The 25,437-nt window shown below is 62.1% G+C and carries 16 protein-coding genes and 2 pseudogenes; 6 read left to right on the top strand and 12 right to left on the bottom strand.

Annotation, left to right across the window (positions count from 1 at the left end):
• The first annotated feature begins 37 nt into the window (after nt 1–37).
• Together L6D89_RS20335 and L6D89_RS20340 are read left to right on the top strand one after the other, a co-directional pair.
• The gene (locus L6D89_RS20335; protein ID WP_236200961.1) at nt 38–550 is read left to right on the top strand and encodes a DUF2938 domain-containing protein; all 513 of its coding nucleotides are present in this window, start codon (nt 38–40) and stop codon (nt 548–550) included.
• A 51-nt stretch (nt 551–601) separates the two neighbouring features.
• Entirely contained in the window at nt 602–2,299 is a 1,698-nt protein-coding gene (locus L6D89_RS20340; RefSeq protein WP_236200962.1) for a response regulator, read from the top strand.
• Between the two features lie 112 nt (nt 2,300–2,411).
• On the opposite strand, the gene L6D89_RS20345 is transcribed toward L6D89_RS20340, so the two are convergent.
• On the bottom strand, nt 2,412–3,857 hold the full coding sequence (locus L6D89_RS20345) for a SulP family inorganic anion transporter (protein WP_236174102.1): 1,446 nt from the start codon (nt 3,855–3,857) through the stop codon (nt 2,412–2,414).
• 100 nt (nt 3,858–3,957) lie between these two features.
• Nucleotides 3,958–4,521, bottom strand: coding sequence for a TetR/AcrR family transcriptional regulator (locus L6D89_RS20350; RefSeq protein ID WP_236174103.1), 564 nt, complete (start codon nt 4,519–4,521; stop codon nt 3,958–3,960).
• A 172-nt stretch (nt 4,522–4,693) separates the two neighbouring features.
• Between L6D89_RS20350 and L6D89_RS20355 the strand changes: the two genes are divergently transcribed.
• Genes L6D89_RS20355 through L6D89_RS20365 form a run of 3 tightly spaced genes read left to right on the top strand, consistent with a single transcriptional unit; the run spans nt 4,694 to nt 10,422 of the window.
• Entirely contained in the window at nt 4,694–5,845 is a 1,152-nt protein-coding gene (locus L6D89_RS20355) for a MexC family multidrug efflux RND transporter periplasmic adaptor subunit (protein WP_236200963.1), read from the top strand.
• A 27-nt stretch (nt 5,846–5,872) separates the two neighbouring features.
• Nucleotides 5,873–9,004 (top strand): efflux RND transporter permease subunit, encoded by a 3,132-nt coding sequence (locus L6D89_RS20360; protein WP_236200964.1) that lies wholly within the window; start codon nt 5,873–5,875, stop codon nt 9,002–9,004.
• 5 nt (nt 9,005–9,009) lie between these two features.
• Nucleotides 9,010–10,422 (top strand): efflux transporter outer membrane subunit, encoded by a 1,413-nt coding sequence (locus L6D89_RS20365; protein WP_373874980.1) that lies wholly within the window; start codon nt 9,010–9,012, stop codon nt 10,420–10,422.
• 134 nt (nt 10,423–10,556) lie between these two features.
• Here L6D89_RS20365 and L6D89_RS20370 read toward each other — a convergent pair whose 3' ends face one another.
• From L6D89_RS20370 to L6D89_RS20405, 9 genes and pseudogenes are all read right to left on the bottom strand, one after another.
• Nucleotides 10,557–12,116 (bottom strand): class I SAM-dependent methyltransferase, encoded by a 1,560-nt coding sequence (locus tag L6D89_RS20370; RefSeq protein WP_236200966.1) that lies wholly within the window; start codon nt 12,114–12,116, stop codon nt 10,557–10,559.
• 260 nt (nt 12,117–12,376) lie between these two features.
• Nucleotides 12,377–13,273, bottom strand: coding sequence for a hypothetical protein (locus L6D89_RS20375; protein WP_236200967.1), 897 nt, complete (start codon nt 13,271–13,273; stop codon nt 12,377–12,379).
• 73 nt (nt 13,274–13,346) lie between these two features.
• Nucleotides 13,347–14,168 (bottom strand): OmpA family protein, encoded by an 822-nt coding sequence (locus L6D89_RS20380; RefSeq protein WP_236200968.1) that lies wholly within the window; start codon nt 14,166–14,168, stop codon nt 13,347–13,349.
• A 64-nt stretch (nt 14,169–14,232) separates the two neighbouring features.
• Nucleotides 14,233–17,208 (bottom strand): YadA-like family protein, encoded by a 2,976-nt coding sequence (locus L6D89_RS20385; RefSeq protein ID WP_236200969.1) that lies wholly within the window; start codon nt 17,206–17,208, stop codon nt 14,233–14,235.
• Nucleotides 17,209–17,490: 282 nt separating this feature from the next.
• Nucleotides 17,491–17,631: pseudogene (locus tag L6D89_RS32825) on the bottom strand (ESPR domain-containing protein); the annotation flags it as partial.
• Nucleotides 17,632–17,725: 94 nt separating this feature from the next.
• Nucleotides 17,726–18,160 (bottom strand): hypothetical protein, encoded by a 435-nt coding sequence (locus L6D89_RS20390; RefSeq protein ID WP_236200970.1) that lies wholly within the window; start codon nt 18,158–18,160, stop codon nt 17,726–17,728.
• Between the two features lie 254 nt (nt 18,161–18,414).
• Nucleotides 18,415–19,317: a hypothetical protein gene (locus L6D89_RS20395; RefSeq protein WP_236200971.1), complete on the bottom strand. Its 903-nt coding sequence runs from the start codon at nt 19,315–19,317 to the stop codon at nt 18,415–18,417.
• A gap of 338 nt (nt 19,318–19,655) precedes the next feature.
• A pseudogene (locus L6D89_RS20400) lies at nt 19,656–19,742 on the bottom strand (cupin domain-containing protein); the annotation flags it as partial.
• Between the two features lie 280 nt (nt 19,743–20,022).
• Nucleotides 20,023–22,842 carry a TrlF family AAA-like ATPase gene (locus tag L6D89_RS20405; RefSeq protein WP_236200972.1) on the bottom strand — a complete coding sequence of 940 codons (2,820 nt, stop codon included), beginning with the start codon at nt 22,840–22,842 and terminating at the stop codon, nt 20,023–20,025.
• Nucleotides 22,843–23,290: 448 nt separating this feature from the next.
• Between L6D89_RS20405 and L6D89_RS20410 the strand changes: the two genes are divergently transcribed.
• The gene (locus tag L6D89_RS20410) at nt 23,291–24,727 is read left to right on the top strand and encodes an IS1182 family transposase (protein ID WP_236200973.1); all 1,437 of its coding nucleotides are present in this window, start codon (nt 23,291–23,293) and stop codon (nt 24,725–24,727) included.
• 273 nt (nt 24,728–25,000) lie between these two features.
• Here L6D89_RS20410 and L6D89_RS20415 read toward each other — a convergent pair whose 3' ends face one another.
• On the bottom strand, nt 25,001–25,423 hold the full coding sequence (locus L6D89_RS20415) for an outer membrane protein assembly factor BamE (RefSeq protein ID WP_236200974.1): 423 nt from the start codon (nt 25,421–25,423) through the stop codon (nt 25,001–25,003).
• Nucleotides 25,424–25,437: the final 14 nt, after the last annotated feature.

The raw sequence follows: 25,437 nt of genomic DNA on the forward strand, positions 1-25,437 counted from the left end.
GATGCTGGGCTCCATCGACACTTTCGAGGAGCCCGGCATGTCCCACTTCATCGCCACCCTGCTGCACATCACCGCCATCGGTATCGGCGCCACCCTGCTGATGGATGGCTGGGCGCTGCTGCGCAAACACCTGCTGGGCATGCCTTCGCTGGACTATGCCCTGGTCGGCCGCTGGGTCGGCCACATGCCGCGCGGGCGCTTTCGCCACCCGGCCATTGGCAAGGCCGCGCCGATCGCCGGCGAGCGCGCACTGGGCTGGAGCGTGCACTACCTCACCGGCGTCCTGTTCGCCGCGCTGCTGGTCGGCGCCACTGGCCGCGACTGGCTGTGTGCACCCACGCCGCTGCCCGCCCTGCTGTTCGGTCTGGCGACGGTGCTGATGCCCTTCCTGCTGATGCAACCGGCGTTCGGCCTGGGTATCGCCGCCGCGAAAACGGCCCATCCCGGCAAGGCGCGCTTCCACAGCGTCCTGACCCACCTGATATTCGGCGCAGGGCTGTACCTGGCCGCGCAGATCGGCCTGCTGTTACCGGCGACCTGCGCCAACTGAATCGCCGGACTACCCTTGCAGCGAACCCAACGCCGCGCAGGAAGCCAGCGAATGAGCCGAATCCTCATTGCCGATCCACAACCCTTCATTCGTGCTGCCCTGCGCCAGCGCCTCGTCGCAGCCGGACACGAGGTGCTCGGCGAAACAGGGGACGGTCGCGATGCGCTGGGATTGGTGCAGAAGCTGCACCCGGACCTGCTGATCCTCGACCTGGACCTGCCGCGCCTGGGCGGGCTGGAAATGCTGCGACGCTTCCGCAGCATTTCCCCGCGGCAGAAGACGCTGGTATTCACCCATCTCTCCGGAGCCTATTACCAGGGCCTGTGCCTGAATGCCGGCGCCTCGGGGTTCGTCCACAAGAGCGACCTGCCCGAGGAGCTCGATGAAGCCGTGAAGCTCGTGCTCAGCGGGCGCAAGGTATTTCCCGCGCGCCTGCCGGCGGACCTGGGCGACCACGAAAGCGCCGGCGGCACGGCCGAGAGCATCACCCCCCGGGAACTGACCGTGCTGCAGTACCTGGCACAAGGCTACCGGGTCAAGGACATCGCCGAGCAACTGGCGATCAGCGACCGCACCGTCAGCACCTACAAGACCCGCCTGCTGGAGAAGACCCAGACCGATTCGCTGATCGATCTGGTACAAGCCGCCAGGCAGCGCGGCCTGCTGGACGACGGTGTGATCCGCGACCTCGTCCGCGTCCCCGGCCCGCAACCGCAGACGCCCGGGCGACTGGCCCAACTGCTGGAGATCCTTCCCAACCCGGTCAGCCTGTGGAGCCTCGAAGGCACCCTGCTGGCCTGCAATCCGCGGTTCGCCGAGTTCTACGCCAAGAGCGAAGCAGAGATGCTGGGCGCCAGCATCTTTTCCATGGGCCTGGTCGACTCGCAACACATCCAGCAGGCACGCAGGGAGTTTTTCAAGGGCGCCGCTTCGAGCGAGCCGTTCACACTGATCGTCAACGCGCACAACGATGCGGAGCAACGCATCGTCCGCCTGATCGGCGTCCCCATGAAGGAAGAGTCGGGCAACCCCATCGGCATCCTGATCTCCTCGGTCGACATCACCGAACACGAGCGCTACGTAGAGCAACTGCAGGAGTCCAAGGCCTACCTCGAATCGCGCTACAGCAGCCGCACAGGATTCCTCCTGACCTCGGGCCGGGACCTGCTCGCCGAGCTGGACTCGCTGGAGGCGCTGCTTGTCGCGAGCCGCGCCCGGCATCCGGAGGATGCGGCCCTGAACCAGTCCAGCGCGCACATGGGCAAGATGCGCGACAAGATCGAAGTGCTCCTGGAACTGACTCGCCTGGAACAGGGCAATGTGTTGACCATCCCGCAATCGGAGAATCTCAACGAACTGACGCTCCAGGCGCTGCACGCCGTCGACCCGCCGTTACCGTTGCACCCTTGTGCTGATGCGCCCTGGGGATGGATCGACGCCAACCGCTACCTGCGGCTGAATCAGGTGCTGCTACGCAGCTTCGACAAGGCCGGCCTGCCGCCACTGGAGGTCACGGCCGACTGCCAGCCCCTGCCCCACGGCGAGCTGCACTGGCAACTGACATTCCGCGCGGTGCAGGCGGAGGACGTGCAGTCGAACCTGGTCGACATCGAGCAACAGGCGCGCATCCAGCTCGCGCACTGGTTGTGCCGCCTGCTCGGTGGAGAACTCACCCTGGGCAGCGCGGTCGATGCCGCTGTCGCGGCACGGATTCGGCTCAAGCTTGCCAAAGGCAGCCCGCGCTTCTAGCCCGCACACTACAACCCTGTCGGGCACCCGGCAGCGGCGCCCGCAGCCTGCTGGAGCACGCCACTGACGCGAAGCGCGGGAGTGACTTGCTCAGGCAAATGACTGCCGAAGCTCAGGCGTGCTGCATCCCGGCGCGCTTGAGCAACTGCTTGCAGCGCTCGGACAGGTGCACCACGCGCAAATGCTTGCCGGCCTTGGTGTAGCGTTCGCGCAGGGTCATCAGCGCGGTGATGGCCGAATAGTCGACGAAGCTCAGGTGCGCGCAATCCAGGGTCACCTGCTGCGGGTCATTCGCCGGGTCGAACTGGTTGAGGAACGGCGTGGTGGAAGCGAAGAACAGCGTGCCGTGAACACGGTACAGCTTGCTGCCGTCGGCCTCGTCGTGGATGTCCGCGTACAGCTCGCGGGCGTGCTTCCAGGCGAAGTCCAGCGCCGCCAGGATGATGCCGCAGAACACGGCCATGGCGAGGTCGGTGGCAACCGTGATGGCGGTCACCGCGATGATCACCAGCACGTCGCTCAGCGGCACCTTGTTCAGCACCCGCAGCGAAGCCCAGGCGAAGGTCTGCTGCGACACCACGAACATCACGCCCACCAGCGCCGCCAGCGGGATGCGTTCGATCAGCGGCGAGAGGAACAGCACGAAGAGCAGGATCATCACCCCGGCCACCACACCGGAGAGCCGGCCACGGCCGCCGGAACTCAAGTTGATCACGGTCTGCCCGATCATCGCGCAACCGCCCATGCCGCCGAACAGCCCCGAGACGATATTGGCGCCGCCCAGGGCAACGCATTCGCGGTCCGGGAAGCCACGGGTCTCGGTGATCTCGTCAGTGAGGTTGAGGGTCAGCAGGGTTTCCAGGATACCGACCATGGCCATGAGGAAGGCGTAGGGGGCGATGATTCCGAGGGTTTCCAGGGTCCACGGAACCTGCGGCAAGGCGAATGGCGGCAGGCCGCCGGCAATGTGCGCCATGTCGCCGAGAGTGCGCGTCGGCAGGTTCAGCAGATAGACCAGCAAGCCCACGCCGAGGATCGCCACCAGCGCCGGCGGCACCGCGCGAGTCAGCTTCGGCAGCCCGTAGACCACCGCCATGGTCAGCGCCACCAGGCCCAGCATGACGTACAGCGGGTTACCGCTGAGCCAATGCTCGCCGTCCTTGAAGTGTTCGAGCTGGGCCAAGGCAATGACGATCGCCAGGCCGTTGACGAAGCCCAGCATCACCGGGTGCGGCACCATGCGCACCAGCTTGCCCAGGCGCAGCAGGCCGAACAGGAGCATCACCACCCCGCCCAGCAGAACGGTCGCCAGCAGGTACTGCACGCCGTGCTGCACGACCAGCGCGACGATCACCACCGCCATCGAACCGGCAGCGCCGGAGACCATGCCGGGGCGGCCGCCGAACAGCGCGGTGAGGGTGCAGAGGATGAAGGCGCCGTACAGCCCCATCAGCGGGTTGAGGTGGGCGACCAGGGCAAAGGCGATGCACTCGGGCACCAGCGCAAAGGACGTGGTCAGTCCGGCCAGGACATCGGCACGCAGGCGGGCGGGTTTCATTTTTCTACTCGGAACGGGGACTTCGAAGGGCCGGCAATGGTACGGAAAACCGCCCTGCCCGGCCACCCGCCATTCCCGCAGGCCGCAGTGCCGGTCAGGTTCAGCCCTGGCGCTGGACCAGCGCCCCGTGGAGGAACAGTTGCTCCAGCACGTGGGCAGAGCTGGAGCTGGCCGCGCGGCCATATCGCTCGGCGTCGACCATGCCGTAGAGCATCGAGAGGAACAGTTCGGTGAACACCGCGGCGGTGATGTCGATGCGCAGCACGCCGCTCTGCTGGCCGCGCAGGAAGAAGGCATCCACCGCTTCGGTGTAGTAGCCCCAGCGCTCGGCGGTGGCCTCCATGTCGAGGTTCTCGGCGCGGTACTGGAACAGCAGGAAGTTCAGCATGTCGCGGTGCTTGAGGTGCTCGGCGATCAGCCCTCGCAGCGCCTCCAGCGGCTCGGCCTGCTGCAGCCCGGCGGCTTCGAGAATCTGCCGGATCACCACATGGCCGTAGTCCTCCAGCATCGCCATCAGCCCATCGCGGGTACCGCAGAAGCGGTGTAGCGTCGCCTTGCTCACCCCCGCCGATTCCGCCAGCTCTTTCAGCGTCGCCCGTGGGCGGTCGACGATGGCGACGGCCAGCGCCTTGAGCAGACGTTCATCATGGGCGGAAAGTGTCATTCGGGGGCCTCGTGTCAGGTGGCGGATCGTCTCATTGTGCAGAAAAAGACCTTCCTTTTGAAAGGTCATGACACATTTTATACACCACAGAAGCAAATGAGACATTCTTGACTCATTTTGGCTTTGAAAGGATCATACGCACCTTTCCAGTTAGACAGACCCCGGGTGAAACATGGGCAGGTTGCGTGCAGTAGGGACAATCAGTGCGCTGGTGACGGCGTTGGTGCTGGCGGGTTGCGGACAATCCGCCGAGCCCCAGGCCGCCGCCGAGACGGCGCGCCCGGTGGATGTGGTGGCGGTCGCGACCGAACCGCTCACCCTGACTTCGGAGCTGCCGGGGCGCATCGAGCCGATGCGCGTGGCCGAAGTGCGAGCGCGGGTGGCGGGGATCATCCTGCAGAAGCGCTTCGAGGAAGGCGCCGACGTCAAGGCCGGCGACCTGCTGTTCCAGATCGATCCGGCGCCGCTCAAGGCCGCCGTGTCGCGCGCCGAAGGCGACCTGGCGCGCGCCCAGGCAGCGCAGCAGGAAGCCCAGGCCAGGGTGAAGCGCTACGAGCCGCTGGTGAAGATCGAAGCGGTCAGCCAGCAGGACTTCGACACCGCCACCGCCGACCTGCGCAGTGCCCAGGCCTCCGTGCGTTCGGCCCAGGCGGACCTGGAAACCGCGCGCCTGAACCTGGGCTACGCCTCGGTCAAGGCGCCGATCTCCGGGCGCATCGGTCGCGCCCTGGTGACTGAAGGTGCGCTGGTCGGCCAGGGTGACGCGACGCTGATGGCGCGCATCCAGCAACTCGACCCGATCTACGCCGACTTCACCCAGCCGGTGGCCGACGCCCTGCGCCTGCGGGAAGCGCTGAAGAGCGGCAACCTCCCCGCCGGCCAGAGCCAGGCGCTGAGCCTGCGCGTCGAAGGCACCCCATACGAGCGCAAGGGCGAGCTGCTGTTCACCGATATCTCGGTGGATCGCGGCACCGGCCAGGTTTCGCTGCGCGGCAAGTTCGACAATGCCGACGGCCTGCTGCTGCCAGGGATGTACGTGCGTGTCACCGCCCCGCAGGGTACCGATGCCAAGGCCATTCTGGTGCCGCAGCGCGCCGTGCAGCGTGCCACCGACGGCACCGCTCACGTGCTGGTGATCGGTGCCGAGAACCGTGTCGAGACGCGCCAGGTTCAGACCGGCGCCATGCAGGGCTCGCGCTGGCAGATCAGCCAGGGCCTGGCCAGTGGCGACCAGGTCATCGTCGGCGGCCTGACCGGCCTGCAGCCCGGCGCCAAGGTCGAGGCCCGTCACGCCCCTGAGCAACAGCAGGCGTCGCGTCAGTAAGGCGAGCATCGCCGCGAGGAATTCCCCATGTCACTGTTCTTCATCAAGCGCCCCAACTTCGCGTGGGTGGTGGCGCTGTTCATTTCCCTGGCCGGCCTGCTGGCGATTCCGCTGCTGCCGGTCGCCCAGTATCCCAGCGTGGCGCCGCCGCAGATCACCGTCACCGCCACCTACCCCGGCGCCTCGGCGCAGGTGCTGGTGGACTCGGTCACCAGCGTGATCGAGGAAGAGCTCAACGGCGCCAAGGGCCTGCTCTACTTCGAATCCACCAGCAACTCCAATGGCATGGCCGAAGTGGTGGTCACCTTCCAGCCCGGCACCAACCCGGAGCTGGCCCAGGTGGACGTGCAGAACCGCCTGAAGAAGGCCGAGGCGCGCATGCCCCAGGCCGTATTGACGCAGGGCCTGGAAGTCGAGCAGACCAGCGCCGGCTTCCTGTTGATCTACGCGCTCAACTACAAGGAAGGTTCCGCGCGCACCGATACCACCGCCCTGGGCGACTACGCCGCGCGCAACATCAACAACGAGCTGCGCCGCGTGCAAGGCGTCGGCAAGCTGCAGTTCTTCTCCTCCGAAGCGGCCATGCGCGTGTGGATCGACCCGCAAAAGCTGGTCGGCTATGGCCTCTCCATCGATGACGTGGGCAACGCCATTCGCGGGCAGAACGTGCAGGTGCCGGCCGGCAGCTTCGGCGCTTCCCCCGGCAGCACCGAGCAGGAGCTGACGGCTACCCTCGCGGTGAAAGGCACCCTGGACGACCCGGCAGAATTCGGTCGCATCGTCCTGCGCGCCAACCCGGACGGCTCCACCGTGAAGCTGGCCGACGTCGCGCGCCTGGAAGTGGGCAGCGAAAGCTACAACTTCACCGCGCGCCTGGACGGCAAGCCGACCGTGGCCGGCGCCATCCAGCTGTCGCCCGGGGCCAACGCCCTGCAGACCGCCGCGCTGGTGAAGGAACGCCTGGCCGAGCTGTCGGTGAACTTCCCCGACGACGTCGAGTACTCGGTGCCCTACGACACCTCGCGCTTCGTCGACGTGGCCATCGAGAAGGTCATCCATACCCTGCTCGAAGCCATGGTGCTGGTGTTCCTGGTGATGTTCCTGTTCCTGCAGAACGTGCGCTACACCCTGATCCCGGCCATCGTGGTGCCGGTGTGCCTGCTCGGCACGCTGACGGCGATGTACCTGCTGGGCTTCTCGGTGAACATGATGACCATGTTCGGCATGGTGCTGGCCATCGGCATCCTGGTGGACGACGCCATCGTGGTGGTGGAGAACGTCGAGCGGATCATGGCCGAGGAAGGCCTCTCCCCACCTGCCGCCACCGTCAAGGCGATGGGCCAGGTGTCCGGCGCGATCATCGGTATCACCCTGGTGCTCTCGGCAGTGTTCCTGCCACTGGCGTTCATGGCCGGTTCGGTGGGCGTGATCTACCAGCAATTCTCGCTGTCGCTGGCGGTGTCGATCCTGTTCTCCGGCTTCCTCGCCCTGACCTTCACCCCGGCGCTGTGCGCCACGCTGCTCAAGCCGATCCCCGCAGGCCACCATGAGAAGCGCGGCTTCTTCGGCGCCTTCAACCGTGGCTTCAACCGCCTGACCGAGCGCTACACCCTGCTCAACACGGCGCTGGTGAAGCGTGCCGGGCGCTACATGCTGATCTACGCCGGCATCGTTGCGCTGCTCGGCTACAGCTACCTGCGCCTGCCGGAATCCTTCGTGCCGGTGGAAGACCAGGGCTACATGATCGTCGACATCCAGCTGCCGCCGGGCGCCACCCGTGCGCGCGCCGATGTCACCGGCCAGGAGCTGGAGCAGTTCCTGAAATCCCGCGAGGCCGTGGCCTCGTCCTTCCTGGTGATGGGCTTCAGCTTCTCCGGCATGGGCGAGAACGCCGCGCTGGCCTTCCCGACCCTGAAGGACTGGTCCGTGCGTGACAAGTCGCAGTCGGCCGAAGCGGAAACCGCCGCGGTGAACGAGCGCTTCGCCGGCATCAGCGACGGCGCGATCATGGCCGTCACCCCGCCGCCGATCGATGGCCTGGGCAACTCCGGCGGCTTCTCGCTGCGCCTGCAGGACCGCGCCGGCCTCGGCCGCGACGCGCTGCTGGCGGCCCGCGACCAGTTGCTCGGCGAGGCCAACGGCAATCCGAAAATCCTCTACGCCATGATGGAGGGCCTCGCCGAGGCACCCCAGCTGCGCCTCGATATCGACCGCGAGAAGGCGCGCACCCTGGGCGTCAGTTTCGAGTCCATCAGCAGCGCACTGTCCACTGCCTTCGGCTCCTCGGTGATCAACGACTTCGCCAACGCCGGCCGCCAGCAACGCGTGGTGGTGCAGGCCGAACAGGGCGACCGCATGACCCCGGAAGCCGTGCTCAAGCTCTACGTGCCCAATAGCGCCGGGGAGCTGGTGCCGCTGTCCGCCTTCGTCAGCACGCGCTGGGAAGAAGGCCCGGTGCAGCTGGCGCGCTATAACGGCTACCCGTCGATCCGCATCTCCGGCGACGCCGCCCCTGGCGTCAGCACCGGCGAGGCCATGGCCGAAATGCAGCGTCTGGTGAGCGAGCTGCCGGCGGGCATCGGCTACGAGTGGACCGGCCTCTCCTACCAGGAGAAGGTCGCCAGCGGCCAGGCCACCCAGCTGTTCGCCCTGGCCATCCTCGTGGTGTTCCTGCTGCTGGTGGCGCTCTACGAGAGCTGGGCGATCCCGCTGTCGGTGATGCTCATCGTACCCATCGGCGCCCTCGGCGCGGTGCTCGCGGTGACGGTCACCGGGCTGCCCAACGACGTGTACTTCAAGGTCGGCCTGATCACCATCATCGGCCTGGCGGCGAAGAACGCGATCCTCATCGTCGAGTTCGCCAAGGAGCTCTGGGAACAGGGCCACAGCCTGCGCGACGCCGCGATCCAGGCCGCGCGCCTGCGCTTCCGCCCGATCATCATGACCTCCATGGCGTTCATCCTCGGCGTCGTGCCGCTGGTGATCGCCAGCGGCGCCGGCGCCGCCAGCCAGCGCGCCATCGGCACCGGGGTGATCGGCGGGATGCTCAGCGCCACGCTGCTCGGGGTGATCTTCGTGCCCATCTGCTTCGTCTGGCTGCTGTCACTGCTGCGTCGCCAACCTAAACCTGCGCAACAAGCTTCGGAGGTCGCGCAATGACCGCCCTGCATAAACCCGCCTGCGCCTTGCTGCTGGCGCTGAGCCTGGCCGGCTGCTCGATGGCGCCCACCTACGAACGCCCCGAAGCACCGGTGGCGTCGAGCTGGAACAGCCCGGCCGCGAAGACCGGCGAGGCCGCCAGCAACCTCGACTGGCAGACCTTCATCGTCGACAGCGAACTGCGCGGCCTGGTCAGCACCGCCCTGGACAATAACCGCTCGCTGCGCCAGACCCTGCTGGATATCGAGCAGGCCCGCGCGCAGTACCGCATCCAGCGCGCCGACCGCGTACCGGGGCTGAACGCCGCGGCCAACGGCAATCGCCAGCGGCTGCCGGCGGACCTGTCCAATAGCGGCGGCTCGGCAGTGAGCAGCAGCTACCAGGTTGGCCTGGCGCTGCCCGAGTACGAACTGGACCTGTTCGGCCGGGTGAAGAGCCTGACCGACGCCGCACTGGAGCAGTACCTCGCCACCGAGGAGGCCGCTCGCAGCGCGCGCATCGCACTGATCGCCGAAGTCAGCCAGGCCTATCTCACCTACGACGGTGCCCAGCGCCGCCTGCTGCTCACCGAGCAGACCCTGGCCAGCCGCGAGGATTCGCTCAGCCTGATCAGCCAGCGACGCAGCGCCGGCGCGGCCACCGCGCTGGACTATCAGGAAGCCCTGGGGCTGGTTGAACAGTCCCGTGCGGAGCTGGAAAGCAACGCCCGGCAGAAGCAGCAGGCGCTCAACGCCCTGGTGCTGCTGCTCGGCACTGCCGATGCGGCCAAGCGCATCCCGCAGGTACCGCAGGACAAACCGATGCTGATCCAGGACATCGCTCCGGGCACCCCATCGGAGCTGATCGAGCGGCGCCCGGATATCCTCGCCGCCGAGCATCGGCTGAAGTCGCGCAATGCCGACATCGGCGCGGCCCGCGCGGCGTTCTTCCCGCGCATCAGCCTGACCGGCAGTTTCGGTACCTCCAGCGCGGAAATGTCCGGGTTGTTCGACGGCGGTTCGCGCTCCTGGAGCTTCGTGCCGACGCTGTCGCTGCCGATCTTCGACGCGGGGCGCAACAGCGCCAATCTCGACCTCGCCAAGGTGCGCAAGGACTCCGCCGTGGCCGCCTACGAAGGCACCATCCAGACCGCCTTCCGCGAAGTCGCCGATGCGCTCGCCGCGACCGATACCCTGCGCCGCGAGGAAGCCGCGCGCCGCGCGCTGGCCAACACCACCAACGAGACGCTGAAGCTGGCCAAGGCGCGCTACGAAGGCGGCGTGGACAGCCACCTGCGCTATCTCGACGCGCAGCGCAGCAACTTCGTCAACGAGTCGGCCTACATCGAGACCAGCACCCAGCGACAGATCGCCCTGGTCGACCTGTTCCGCGCACTGGGCGGTGGCTGGAGCGGCAGCAACAGCGCGGTAAACCGCTGACGGGAATGTCCGGATAGGCCTGCAAATCACCGCAGTGGCCGGTCACGTACCGGTCGCCGCGGTTGAGCCTCGCAGGCGGAGAGGCAAACCCTCGCAAGTATCGTCGGGAAGGCTTGGGAAACCGGCGAGTGGGATCAGGCCAGAAGAGATTCCAGAACCCGGTGCAGATGCAGCACACCTGTCCGGCCCAGTTCCTCTTGGTCGGTGATGGGCTGCCCCTCGCGCAGGAACCCCAGGCGCTCCTCGGCGATGCCGTCGGCAATAACTTCGAGCAGTTCGTCCTGCGTATGACAGCCGTCCAGATGCGGCAGCAGCAGCGCCGAAAACGGATCGAGCGTCACCTGCTCGTGCCATGGGTTGAAGGTGATGCCGCCATGCTCATCGCCATTCAACTGCGCGTAAGCGATGACTTCCGGATCAACCCTCGGCATACCCTGAGCGCCGGGGCCGCCAACCACCGCCGAAAGCCGGTAGCGCCCCAGGCCGGTCACCACAATATGTTCAAACAGATCGATGAGCTGGGCCTCGGCCCCCTCGGGTAGTTCGCCCAGTTGCTGCTCGACGAACGTCCGCAAGGCCGGCAGGTTCTGGGTACGCGGCCATACCTCGTTCAACCGATAGGCTGCAACCTTCATGACGGCGTTGTGCAAACCGATGCGGCGGCCATCAGCGACCAGAAAGTATTGCTCGCCATCCTCCAGCCTGACGGCTTCCTCGCATTCGAAGCGGGCTGAAACATGCAACTTTGCCAGCCGCTCGGGAGAAATCCGATACCGAATGGAATTGGCCCGATCGGCGTGCACCAGCAGGGTCTGGCGGGAACTGCGGTTGGTGAGAATATCCAGATACTGCTCCAAGGCCACCTGGCTATGGCCGCATTCACCGAGAAGCGCCTTCTGCACCCCCGCAGGATAGTTGCTGATGAACATGCCTGCCGGATATGCCTCGGCCAGATAGGTCATGCCTTGCGCTTCGAAGCGCTGGATAAAATCGCTGAAGTAACACGGAACGTTGCTCGGATCGAGGAATGCGCTGAGCCGGTAATCATCCGCGCAAAGCGGCTCGCACTCTTTCAACGCGCCCTCCAGCACTCCATCGCCAAGGCCTTTCCATTGCTTCAGGAAATCGAACATACCCCGCGCCTCGGCCGCCGCATACCCCTCCTTGCTGCGCCCGCTGAGGCGCAGGAGCATCGCGTCCCGCACCAGCTCTCGGCCCTTCCAGCCCGGGTAGGTATTGGAGCTGACATAGGCGACGCCGTTGGCGGACAGATGCTCCTTGCAGATACGCGCTATTGCCTGCCGCTCCTGAGGTGTGACGTAGCTGTAAAGGCCATGACAGATGATGTAGTCGAACTCGCCAAGCTTGGCGCCGATATCCGTGAGCGCCGCGGCTTGCAATCGGATGTTTCCCAGCCCGAGGTGCTCGATTCGCTCCAGTCCATCTTCGACGGACTCCGGTGACAGATCGACGCCCACTGCGGTTGCTCGGCGATGACGGGTTGCAAAGGGGATCAGGTTGCCGCCATCGGCACATCCCAGTTCGAGGACTCGAGCTGTCTCGACTTTCGGCGCTTTCAAACCGAATAACCAGGCCAGGACGGCAAGATTTTCCGGAGCGGACTGCGGGTAGCAGCGTGAAGTGCGGCGGGAACGAACATCAGTTCGCTGGAGCGAGTTGGCGGTTTTGGACACGGAGGGGTTGCCTATAAGTTCAAGTTGCGTCCTTGCCGGCAGAGTTGGCAAGAGTCCGACGCATTCTGCCGCCTCATGGCGTGCGGCAGCGCCACCGAGATCCATCTAGGGAAACTTCCCACAGAGGTATCCGCCCGCATCCCACAAAACTTTGAAGGACTTCCTTGCTCCGCTCCATGCGGAGCAAAACTCCGAGGGTGAGTCTTGCCAACCAAGGCCAAGAGGTACGTCAATGAGCGCCAGACGGTCGGTGGTCTTGGTCAGGGCTCGCCATCAGAGTGTTCATCGGGCGCCAGCAGCACCGCAGTATCGTCATTGAAGTAGGCAACTTGCAGGGTGCGGTTCTCACCCAGCAGTTTTCCATCGCCGTACCACATCGAGCCGTTCTGCTGGAGATTGATCTGCGCTCCGTGAAGCGTAAACGAGGCGCCGTCAGAGGAAACAAAATCGAGTTGCCCTTTGCGCAGGTGCAGCACGCGGAACGTCGTGCCCGGCGCCGGGAACTGCGCCTTGATGCGCGCAAGGTAGGTTGGCGCCAGTCGGCTGAAGAGCTGCTGGGACTGTTCGCGAATTTGCATGGGATTAAGTCCCCGGCGTCGTTGCAGCTCTGCAGCGATCAGCGCGAAAACATCGGCATTAGCGCGAGCAACGGCCAATCGCACCGGAAGCAGGATCGACAGACTTTCCTTATCAACTCCCTGCCCTTGCGCAATGTCGCGTCCATCGAATTGTTCGGGTAACAAAGCCATCGTCGCTTCAAGATCTTCCGTCGAGAAAGCGCCGCTTACCAGATGAGCCGCGCAGGCCGCGGCCTGCCCTGGCTTGTCACCATTTACCAGTAGCGCCAACGGGCCACTCTGATGCAGCAGCACACCTGCGTCGATGCCCTTCCCTGTCACGAACCGGGTGACGCTATCCTGGGACAGGTCGCCGCGTGCCAGACCGCAGATCTGGTTCATGAGCTCGGCGGTCAGGCCATCCTCCAGCTTCGGGGCCATCGACAGGACTGCTTCCTGCAGCAAGGGCAACGCGGGCATATCCAGCCAGTTACGGTGGACGGCAGCGGGCTTCGGCGCGGCCGCTTGATGCTGCTCGTTGCAGCCGGCCAGCCCCAGAGAGCCCAGAATCAGAGTGATGAAGAGGTGCCGATAGGTCATTTGACGAATTGCCAGGACGGGAGAGACTTACGACGAAAAAAGGCGCGGCTCCTGGCCGCGCCTTCTGGCTGGATCAATTAGCCTGTACTGAGACCGTGGTTCGACGGTTTGGCGCCAGGCAAGCGATCACCTCAGGAGTCGATGCCCCCGGACAGGCAACCAGCGGCTCCGCCGGCCCGCGACCTTCTGCATACATCACGGAGCCAGAGACCCCACGTTGTACCAGATAGGCACGCACTGCGTTGGCGCGCGCCTGCGACAAGCGAACGTTGTTCTGCACGCTCCCGATACGGTCGGTGTAGCCAACGATGCTGACCGACAGGACATTGGCATCGCGCAGCCCATCTGCCAGTTCGTCCAGCTTCGCCTTTCCTTCCGGACGCAGAACCGCGCTACCGAAGGCAAAGGAAGCATCTGCACCCAGGTTCAGAGTCCGTGACTTGGCTGGTGCTGCCGGTACCGGGGTGAGCGCCGGCGCTGGTGCAGGCGCTGGTTGTGCGCAGTCCGCTGGATGGAAATAGAACGACTGCGCAATCAGGTCAGAGTCATACAGCACCTTGTATTGGCAAACCTTGTCCGGTTGTCCTTCAGCCTGGCGGAACTTGAAGATGTAATCCCATTCCCGCACACGGAACATACCTTCAGAGAACTGTGGGTGGCCAAGCAGGTCCTGTACCTGGTACTTGCTCATTCCCGCGCGCATCTTGCCCAGATTCTCCAGATTCACATAGGTGCCCTCGGCCACCGTCGCATCGCTCATCGCGGGGAACACTGGCTCCTGGGTATGCCCAGCACTGTCCACGTCGCTGACCGTACTGGTACAGGCGGCCACTGCAGTGAGCGCCGAAAGGGCAACAGCGAGCTTCAAGCTGCGCAGATTGAGTTGCTCGAACATCACTTTAACCTCGAATAGTGCACGGATGGCCCGGCTTGCGCCGGGCCTTTCGATTAGGAGTGGCTTACCACTGGTAACCAACGCCGACCGATACGCCGAACTGGCCTTGGCTATCGGTGTTCCCGGAAAGCTTGGTCACCCACTTGCCGTTGTCGGAGATGCGCGACACACCAACCGCCAGTGCATTCTGGCCGCGATAGTTGCCGCCGCCGATGGAGGCCATGCTTGCGCCAGGCACATACGGCTGTGGCAGTGACGCAGCCGCCAGCGCACCGGCGATACCGGCACTGAGGGTGTCGTCCTGCTTCTTCAGGTCATGCTTCAGGTCGGAATAGACGTTGTTGATGCTGTTGTTCAGATCGCCGGTGGCCTTGTTCAACTGAGCAACGTTGACACCATCGGTATCTGCCGTACCGGCCGCCAGGTTGGTGATCTGGCGCTCTGCACCGGCACTGCCCACCGACACGGAGTTGTCACGGTCGGCAATGGAGTCATTGCCCAAGGCGACGGAGTTGCTGGCAGTCGCCTTGGAGCGCGTACCGATGGCAACCGCGTTGTCGCCCGAAGCCACGGCGCCAGCACCACCGGCAACCGCGTCCTTGCCGGTGACCTTCGGCTTGGCCAGGCCGCTGGTGTTGTTCACCTGGAACATGCCGTCCTTGCCGTCGGTGATGTTCGAGATGTCGGTGTTTGTCGAACTGACCACGCCTTTGAGCTGGGCCACGTTGACCGCGTCGCTATCCTCGGAACCCGCCGCCACGCCGGTGACCTGGCGATAGACGCCATTCGCCGCGTCGCCCACGCTCACCGCACCGCGAGTACTGGTGGTCGCGGCAATCGCCTGGGCCTGCTCGTCGCTGGCGCTGGCCGGGACATAACCCGCTGTACCGGCATCCCGGGCCGCCACCGAGTCACTACCCAACGCCACGCCGGCCTCCGAGGTTGCGCTGGCGTTGACGCCTGCAGCCACGGAGTTCTTGCCCTGGGCGCCATCGTTGGCATAGTTGCCGCCCGGCTGGCCAGTATCATTCACGCTGTAGTAATGCGACTCGGCGTTGGACATGGCGATGTTCAACTGGTCGACGTTGACCGCATCGCTGCCATCGATACCGGCGGCGAGGTTACTGATTCGCGTCCCGCCACTGCGAGAACCCTTGTCATAGGCGTCGCCACCCAGGTCAACAACGTTGTAGTCGATATCACCGTTGTCTTTGACCCGGTAGGTGTCGCCGCCTAGCGTGATGCTGTTGAAGTTCACCGTGCCGTCGGTGTTGACGTCGTACTTCACCGCGCCAGCATCAACCTTCTCGATGGCCGAGTTGGTAGCGAACAGCTGCGAGCCGTTGACCGCATCGGTGCTGGTTGCGTTCAGGCGGCCGGCGGCAACGTTAGTGATGGTGCGCTCGCTGCCCACATCGCCGACGCTCAGGGTGCTGGTCGGCGCAGCACCGGCGAAGGCGTAGTCGGTGCCCGCAATGGTAGTGCTGGTGGTAGCAACGGCAGCAGCGGTGACCGAGCCTGCGCCCAGCGCAACGGCGCCATCCTGCGCGGCCTTGGCGCCCACGCCAGCGGCCAGCGCATTCACACCGGTAGCACCGTCGTTGTTGTAGTTGCCGCCCTGCACGCCGTTGTCGTTGACGCTGAAGTAGTGGGTCTTGGCCGATCGATTGATGGTGTCGTTCAGTTGGTCGACGTTGACGGCATCGGTACCGGCGGTACCTTCCGCGAGATTGGTAATCTGCTTCGCGCCGGCATCGATACCGGCAGTGGTCACGCTCGGCCCGTTGGTAATGACCAGCCCAGAGCCATTCAGCGTGGTGGTACCACCGGCGGTGACGCTGGCGAAAGACGGATTATCGGCCATTAGCAGATTGAGATTGCCGTTGGCATCCACCTGGGTCTTCAGGTTCGCACCACTGTAACTGCCGGGGGTACTGCCCGTGCCCTGGATCCTGAGAGTATCGCCCAGGAGCTTGGCGGTGCTACCGGTGTTGCCCGCGAAGGTGATCGGACTCGAGGCAATGTCGTCGATCGACTGCGTGACCGCATAAAACTGGGAGCCGTTGATGGCGTCGGTGCTGGTCTGGCTGATGCGACCGGCGGCGACGTTGGTCAGCGTACGCTCGTTACCCACATTACCGATGCTCACGGTACTGGTCGGTGCAACACCGGCGAAGGCGTAAGTCGTGTCGCCGATCTGAATGCCCGTGGTCGCTACCGCGGCGCTGGTCGAGGAGCCCACACCCAGAGCCACGGAACGCGCCTGTTGCGCCGTGGCACCGTTGCCGATCGCAACGGCATCGAGAGCCAGGGCCTTGGCCTTCGCCCCCACGGCCACCGAATTGTCCATGGTTGCCGAGGCAGAGTTGCCCAGCGCGGTGCTGAGTTTACCGGTAGCGTTGGAACGCTCACCCACCGCGACACCGCCCTTGTCCGCAAACGCCTCATTCCCCAGGGCGGTGGAGGCTTCGCTCGGATCGCTCAGCGAGTTGGTGGCATGGGCCATCCGGCCGATGGCAACGTTACCGGAGAAGACACTGGGCGGATTGACCTCGTCGGCCACGGCCTGATAACCGATGGCGACACTGCCGCTGGTCAACGCCTTGGCTTCATTGCCAAGGGCAACGGAGGCTGGGCCCAGGATGGACTGCGAGACGGAGTCCTTGCCGATGGCGATGCTGGCGTCGTTGGCCAGGGTCTGCGAATTCGTGCCGATGGCGATGGAGTCGTTGGGAGTGGCGCTTGCGCCATCACCCTGAGCAATGGAGCCGACGCCAGCGGCCGTGGCATTGCTGCCCAGTGCCATGCTGCGAATGGCGAGGGTTTTCGAACCGGAGCCTACTGCCAGGCTGTCTATGGCCCCGGCGCTGGCGCTATAACCGACCGCCGTTGCTCGCGCGCCGGAAGTCTTCGCCGCAACACCAGCCGCCATGGAGTTCTGCCCGGTCGCGCCATCGTTGGTGTAGTTCGCAGCCTGGGTGTTGTTGTCGTTGATACTGAAGTAGTGCGATTCCACACTACCGGCAGAGTTCTTCAACACAGCCGAAGCACCCAGACTGCGCTGCGTGGTGCTCGAGGTACTGTCGGAACCTGTTGCCGGGACGGAGTAACTCGTGCTGCCCAGTGTATCGGAGTTCGACTGGGTCGCCGTTCCATACGAACCCAGTGCCGTCGCGTAAGCGAGCTGTGCAGAAGAAGAACCAGCTGCTTCGCCGGCCTCGCTCCCCATGGCAACGGAGGACACGGTGATACCCGCATCCTGATCACTGTCGATGGCCGAGGCCCAGGCGGGTTGTGACACTCCAATGGCCAAAGCCAGCGACGCCACAGCCAGGCCTGCGGACTTCGCCTTTTTGCGGCGAGCACCATTTTTACCTTTGCCCTTGGCGATGGCGAACTCACAGGCCACCACCCATGCGTTGAGGGCCGCGTTCCAAACCAGACGGTACACCTTGTTCATCATTACTCCAGATGGGCCGAAACCCAGGATGACGCTAATCGCGTTGGATGCTCATCCATGCGGAGAGCATTCATTCCTTGCAGGGGATATGTGGGGATCACACGAAGAAAAAGTTATCCGCACGGTTGTTTGGCGGGCAGCCAAACGCCGCTGGATGGCATAGATACGGAATGACCGTCTCGAATGAGAAAAAGAAACGCAGCGAAGCTTTCCGGCGCACTTGCACAAGGAAGCAGCAACTTCCAGAATGTTCCCGAACTACGCAACCTGACCAATTCAGCAACTGATTGAGAACGCGCTGTTGCAACTCGGAGAACGAGCGGAAAAATGCAGAAGAACCAGCGCAGCAAGCATGAAATGCCATGGCAACTGGCGCGCAAGGCACGGCCAGCACGCCGGGAACCAGCTTTTCGACGCGCTTGGAGAACAGCCTCGTGCAGCTTGTCGAGCGCAACCGAGCAGGCAGTCGGCATAGCCGTTTGCACTCAGTCAAAAAGCTAGAATTCACTTTAAGTTTGATGCCCAATTCCATGAAAAATCGCCACAAACCATGACGAAATTGATCTTAATGAGCGTCGAATCGATAAAACATCAACCCAAACTGATTGACCCGTAGGAATTTACCGGCCACTCCCGTCATTTATCTGACGGAAATACTGTTTCACGAGATAAAAAATCCCGGCACCAGGCCGGGATTATTAATTTCGTAATTCCAATTCCTATCCTGCAGGAAAGAAATTTACGGAATTTAAAAGAAACCTTGTAACTCTCCTGGAGATCGAAGACTCACGGACTCTTGGCGGTCAGAAGTTTGCTGACATCTGCGGGAAAATACGCAACCTTCAATCGGTACGCCTCTCCCAGAAGATGCCCTTTGCCATACCAGATCAGCCCGTTCTGGGTAAGGATCAAACCGTTATCAACGGAATAGTTGAAACGCGTACCGACATTGTTGCTGAACACCAGGTGACTTCCATCCATCTGTACTATCTGATAGCTGGCATTCGACGGAGGCATCTGCAGGCGAACACGCTCTAGGTAGGTTGGTGCCAAACGAATAAATAGGTCCCTGGCTTTGTTCCGGTACTCCTGTACGGTCAGGCCCGGCGTTCGCTGCAACTGCTCCGCAATCAGCGAGAAGACATCAGCGTCGGCTCGCGCCCTGGCCACACGAAGCGGCAATGTTTGGGAAAAACGTACCGCATCGATTTCGGGCGCAGCGGCCTTGTCGTGTTCCTCAGTCGACTTGTCGTCGCGCTTGCGCCCTTCCGGTTTCGTCGTCGCGGCAACAGGCTTGGCAAACTCCCGAATGTCGACCGGGCGCAGCACTTCGGTCGCCTGGTACGCAGCACAGGCAACGGTCTGGCCTGCGCGGTTGCCATTGACCAACAGCCCAACGGCATCCTGGCCATCCAGCGGAAGACGGGATGGTTCGATGTTCATCCTTCTCAATTGCTCGTTCACCTGTGCCTGGGAGGTCTGCCCCGAGGCCAGCGCACAGATCTGCTCACTCAACACACTATTGCGCTGCCCATTGAAGGTCGGCGCCATGGTGATAATCGCATCCTGAATGATCGGCAATGTCGGCACGCTGAGCCAGTTCGCGGGACTGTGTGCCTTGTTTACCTGATCGCACCCCATCAGTGCGCCACCGATGAAGAGAGAGACTACGACTATCTTGAAGTTCATTCTTGGGCCTTTTCGCCGAATTGAGTGGATCGTCCGACGCGTCTGAACGACTGACCGCCGAGGGAGACCAATTCTAGAAAGCTATCGCGATGGTGGCGGTGTTCCAGCCCTGAATACCCCGTCAGAAATCTCCAATACTTGAGCCGACTGTTTCCGACCTAGCAGCGAATTGAGGACACGGCTGGATCAAGTACCGTCAATCGAATCAAGGAGTGACTGGTCCGCTGATCCCCGACAGCCCGTGGAGCGATCAGCATCGCTGACGAAGTAGTCCACAACCTGAAATTGCGACATGAAAAAGGGAGCCCATCGGCTCCCTTTTTTCTCCCCATGCAGGCTCAGGCGAAGACGAAATACTTGCGCACCGTCTCCACCACTTCCCAGGTGCCCTTCATGCCCGGTTCGATGACGAATACATCGCCGTCATTTTTCACGATGAATTGAAATCTTTTCATTTCAAAGTGAAACGAATGCACCGAGACGGTGCAGAGCCGCCGTCCTGGGGAGGACGACGGCTCGGCCACCTCAGGGTGGCCTGATGTACGGGCAAGACCATTGAGCCCTAGCGACTTAGGGTGCTGGAGTGACTAGAAAATTGGGGCGACGCAGGGACGCGTCAGCTATCTGATAGATAGCTGAAATAGGAAGGGAGAAATACAAGGCCCCTGTACACAACCGCTGTTACGGTTGCCTGGGGGCCTTACCTTAGAAGTGGTACTTATCAAATCGGCGCTTAAAGGCTTCTGCAGATCCCTCCATGATATCCAGCACCGCCATAGCCGTATCAGAGCGATCTAGCCCGCCTGCCGCTAGCTTGACACCTCGGCCCTTCGCCACCTCAAGGGCGTAAACAAGGTCAGTGTCTGCATTCACAGGGAGATTCGCGTTATGCGTAGCCAGGATCAGCTGACGCTGGTTCTTAACCTTGCGCAGTAACGGCACCAGCTCTCGGTAAATGAAGTTGGAATCCAACTCGTCTTCCGGCTGGTCAATGACAATTGGCCCCTCCCCCTTTGCCAAGAGCAGATTCAGCACAGCTGTGTTGCGCTGTCCTTCCGATAACTCTTGGCTCTGTACATTACCGACCAATGTCCCGTCAGCCCGGAACAACTCGATGTCGACACGCTCCTCGACTCGGGTCAGGCGCGCAATACGCCACGAGTCAACGCGCTCAGAGAAGACGTCTTTCAGCTCCTGTCTGTACTCCAGCAGCGCTTGCGGCAGGCCACGTCGCTCCGCGATCACCTCTCGGATGTGCAGCCACGGAGAATCCGCCTCCGGTTGAATCTCCTGCTGATACTGCAAGAAATTTTCGAACAGTTTCTTGCCAATATGCTCCCATGCCCGGCCCAAGCGACTACGGCCATCTGGAGCCATTTGATCCCATGCCTGAAGAAAACCTGCGGTGTCCGCCATCTGCTGTATGAACACGCGAATTGAGCCTCCTGCCCTTTCGCTAATTTCAGCTGCCGTTCTCTGCCGAAGAGCGCACTGTCGTCTCCACAGCGTGTTCATATCAACTAGCGCGTTGTTTAATCGCTCACGTTGTGGATCAAGGACATTGAGGCGCTCCTCCTTCTCCTGCAGCAACTGCAACTTGGCCTGACGTGATTTGTCAATCTCCTGCAATCTCGCAACATCCTGAGGCTGCAACCCTCGCTCACGGCAAGCCAGCAGAAATGCATCCTTGGTGCCCTCCAACTCCCGGGAAACATGATCCCAACCATCTCCATGTGCGAAGAGCTCAACTGAATCATTCCGCAACTGAGCTGCCAAGTTGGTTGCTTGCTCTTGATACGTTTCTCGCAGTTTGGCGGCTCTCAGAGTCAGCTCATTGAACCACTCTGAGCGTGGCCAGATCGTCACCTGCCCCTCGTTAAGTTGACCTCGAGACGACATATCCTCAGCCAACAAAGCAAATCGATTGATATCCTCATTAATCTGAGTACGAACCTGCTCGAAGTAACGCCGGGCTGCTTCCGCCCTCTGATACTGCTGTGCTTCCTCTTGAACCTCTCGACGGGCCTGCCATTGTCGATTGAGTTCCTGGATCTCCTGCTTGAGTACCTTAACCTCCTCGCTCAAGGCGCTCAGTTGATCCATTGCCGCGAAAAGCTGCTGGATTTCCGCTCGCAACGTATCCTCTTGGCCTTTCAACCCTTGGAGCTCTGCAGAGCAAGCTTCATCGATCATCGCTAACAGACTGCCGCCACTATGGACGTCTGTCAGCTCGCTGAGTTGCTGTTGGCTATAGAACTGCACTGGAAGCTGCCTAAGGAAGACCTCGAGGTCATGAGCTTCGCCCTGGATTAAGGCACGGCTGTCCTGTGGCTTGAGCGAAATAACATCCACTTGACCAGGAAGGCTCTCCCAACCGACCTGGATCTCCGCATTCTCAGTAAAGGTCGCCTTGACCCGCTCGAACTTCGCACGGGTAGAGTCAGAAATCGCGTCGCCTTGATCGCGACCAAATGCGAATCGCAATAGCTCTAGTGCGGTAGACTTTCCTGTCCCTCGCCCTCCAATCAAAGTATTGAGGTTCGGCGAAAAATGGATCTCTTGATCGGCAAGAAATTTGAGACCTCTGCACTTAAGGAAAACAATCCTCGGATGGGACTGCTCGTCAGAAGGTCGTGCTGTCTGTAGCCGCAGCCTGGACTTACCATCGAGAAAAGCCTGGCGAAGCGAGCTGATCGAGGGCTTCGAGGATTTCACCCAAGTATAACGGTAGCCCAGCGAATTCTGGCCGGGACGCCCTTCCGCGTCGACCTTCAGTGATTTCGCATCAGAGGATTGTACGTAAGCGGGCTGCCTCCCGGTGCGCGACCAGTCTTTATTGCGCCCCTCCAAGATCGAACGATATCGCTCAGACATTGGATAGCCCGTAAGCTCGATAGCCAGAAGCCCAGGTAGCTTGTATTCATCAATATTGCGGGGCGCCGACAACAGCCCGTCCTGCTGGTCAGCATGGGCCGCAATCACAATACCGCCGTGCTCCTTCTGCACCGTTTCCAGCAACGTTTTGAGACTGACCGTCTCATCACCACGACGCAATGCTGAGGGCATGCCAGCACGGAACCGCTGATTTTCTGCCAACCCAAATTTGATGAGAATCATGTTGACGCGCCGTAGATGGCTTACCTTCGTGGCCGGCTCAAACAGGCACAGAACGTGGTAGCCAATGTCCACCTCAAAACCCGGCAGGATATAAAGAGGTGGACGCCCCAGCTCTCGTGCAACGGTCGTGTTTTGCTCAATTAGGTGGGTGAGGAACCAGTCACGGGGCTCCGTCTTCTCAGAAAAGTTGTGATCCGTTATACCAATGACTTCCAGTTCTAACTTGTGGCACCGATACAGAAAGCGCTTGGCCTTCTCCTGGATATCGTCCTCGCTCGGTATTCCGTCTTGCATCGGGCGGCGCGGGCTTAATAGGCGTAGATCGTCGTCAGCCCAATGCCTATTGTCCTCTGGAGTTTGAACCTGAAAGTCCGTTTTGAACCAGCGCATCCCCTGGTATTCGCTCATCCCTGTCTCCTGTGCCCCAACAGCGTTGATCATTCAGATCTTCACTAACTCTATATCAGATCGCCGAGACCTTTTGCTGGGCGAGGATCTTGCAAAGGACAATCCAAATACCGGTCTCAGGATTGCCACTGGTCGAAGTGAGACTGCGGTAACTCGCGCTCACGTGACAGAAGCGACTGCTGGCTCTAGCTGTCGCAGGGAAATTTGGCCGTTGCTCACCGCCCTTCTGTTCAGGCAACCGAGTCAGTGCACAGCCCTGTGAGAGCCCACCATTCGTCACCTGAACTACATTTCCCCCGGGCTCATGGGTTGCCACAAACTGCATTCAGATTCGCCTCTAATCCCCCAGCGAATGCTCTCCTGAGGGCTGACGTCCGCTATGGGTCCAGGCTGTGTGAAAACGTCGTCCTCGCCTAGAGTTGCTGGAGCAACCTCAGCGGGGCGGCGTATGAAGCGATTCATCGAAGAGACGAGCCGGGCACAAGTCAGCTTGCTTCCCGAATGCCTGGATGACTTCGTCGCCGAAGACAACCCGATCCGCGTGGTCGAAGCCTTCGTCGAGCAACTCGATCTGGTGGCCCTGGAGTTCGATGGGGTCACTCCTGCCGTAACTGGGCGACCGTCCTATCACCCCGCCGTACTGCTGAAGATCTACATCTACGGTTACCTCAACCGCATTCAATCCAGCCGTCGCCTGGAGCGCGAATGCCAGCGCAACCTCGAACTGATGTGGCTGACTGGGCGACTGGCTCCGGACTTCAAAACCATTGCCGACTTCCGGCGCGACAACGGCAAAGCCATTCGCAATGTCTGCCGGCAGTTCGTCGTGCTGTGTCGCCAACTCGATTTGTTCTCCCAGTCGCTCGTGGCCATCGACGGCAGCAAGTTCAAAGCGGTCAACAACCGTGATCGCAACTTCACCCACGGCAAGTTGCGCGCCCGGATGGAGCAGATTGAAAAAAGCATCGACCGCTACCTAGCAGCGATGGACACCGCCGACCGAACTCAATCCGATGTCGACGAAGCCAAGGCCAGTCGCCTCCAGGACAAAATCGAGAAACTCCGCCAGCAGATGCAGGCGCTCAAGGAGATGGAGCAGCAGCTACGTGAAGCACCGGATGGGCAAGTCTCGCTCACCGATCCGGATGCACGCTCCATGGCTACCAGCGGCAAAGGCACCGGCGTAGTCGGCTACAACGTGCAGACTGCGGTCGATACCCGGCACCACCTGATCGTTGCGCACGAAGTCACCAACGTCGGCCATGACCGTGCGGCGCTCGCCTCGATGGCCGAGCAGGCTCGAGAGGCCACCGGGTCTGAAAGACTTAGTGTTGTTGCCGATCGAGGCTACTTCAGCGGGGTGGAAATCCTCGCGTGCGATCAGGCGGGCATTACTCCCTTCGTGCCCAAGCCGATGACCTCCAGCAGCAAGGCTGAAGGGCGTTTTGGTAAACAGGACTTCGTCTACATAGCCGCTGATGATGAGTACCAATGTCCTGCTGGGCAGCGTGCAATCAAGCGCTTCTCGACGGTGGAAGATGGCCTCGAGTTGGATGCTTACTGGAGTTCTGCCTGCCCGAGCTGCCCGATACGCAGCAGCTGCACCACGAGCAGTTATCGCCGACTCAAACGCTGGCGGCATGAGGTGGTGCTGGAGGCCATGCAGCAGCGGCTGGATCGCGAACCAGAGATGATGAGCGTGCGCCGCCAGACCGTGGAGCACCCGTTTGGCACACTCAAACATTGGATGGGCGCGACGCACTTCCTGACCCGAACACTCCCCCGAGTCAGCACGGAAATGAGCCTGCATGTGCTGGCCTACAACCTCAAGCGGCTGATGAGCATCTTTGGCGTCACCAGTGCAATGGAGGCAATGCGGGCCTGAGGCCGGCCATTTTCCGGCGTCTCTCCACCACAAACCGCTGCAGATCGCCTCAGCAGGTACTGGCAGCGGCTAACAGCCTGTGGTCGATCCAGTCGCACGCTCCTTCGGGGCCCAATTCCAAATGCGGTTCTGATGTAAGTACTTCGACGTTTTCACACAGCCTGGATCGGTAGCTGCCTCTCCTCAGAGGCAGCAATCGGCCAGAAGCAGCCACTGAAACTGGCTCCCCGAAGCCATGAAGCGTTTCCGACAATTGGGCTGGACAATCGACCGCTATTGCTCCGAGGCGACAGACTTGACCTCATCAAGACAGTCGGCCGGCAAGAACAAGAGGCTTTGGGCCTGCATGTCCTTGTCGAACAGCACTTTGTACTGGCAGATCAGGTCGTCTCGGCCTCCGCGACGAAAGCGCAGGATGTAGTCCCATTCATGCACGTCGAGCAGGCCTTCGTTGAAGTGCGGGGTACCGAGCAGTTCGTAGAGCTGCGCCTTGTTCATGCCTGCGTGCACCTTTCCTAGATTCTCCAGGTTTACGTAGCTGCCTTGCGGGCGGTAGGCGTCGCTGATCGGTGGAAATCTTGGGTTGGCACTGTGGCCTTGCTCGTCTACCGCACTGTAGCTGCCGCAGGCCGCCAGCAGCAGGGCGGCGCAACCGAGGGCGAAGAACCTGGCGATTCGGGATGTTTGAATGTTCATTTTGACCTCCGGGA

The organism is Pseudomonas pseudonitroreducens (assembly GCF_021603645.1).
Lineage (GTDB): Bacteria > Pseudomonadota > Gammaproteobacteria > Pseudomonadales > Pseudomonadaceae > Pseudomonas > Pseudomonas pseudonitroreducens.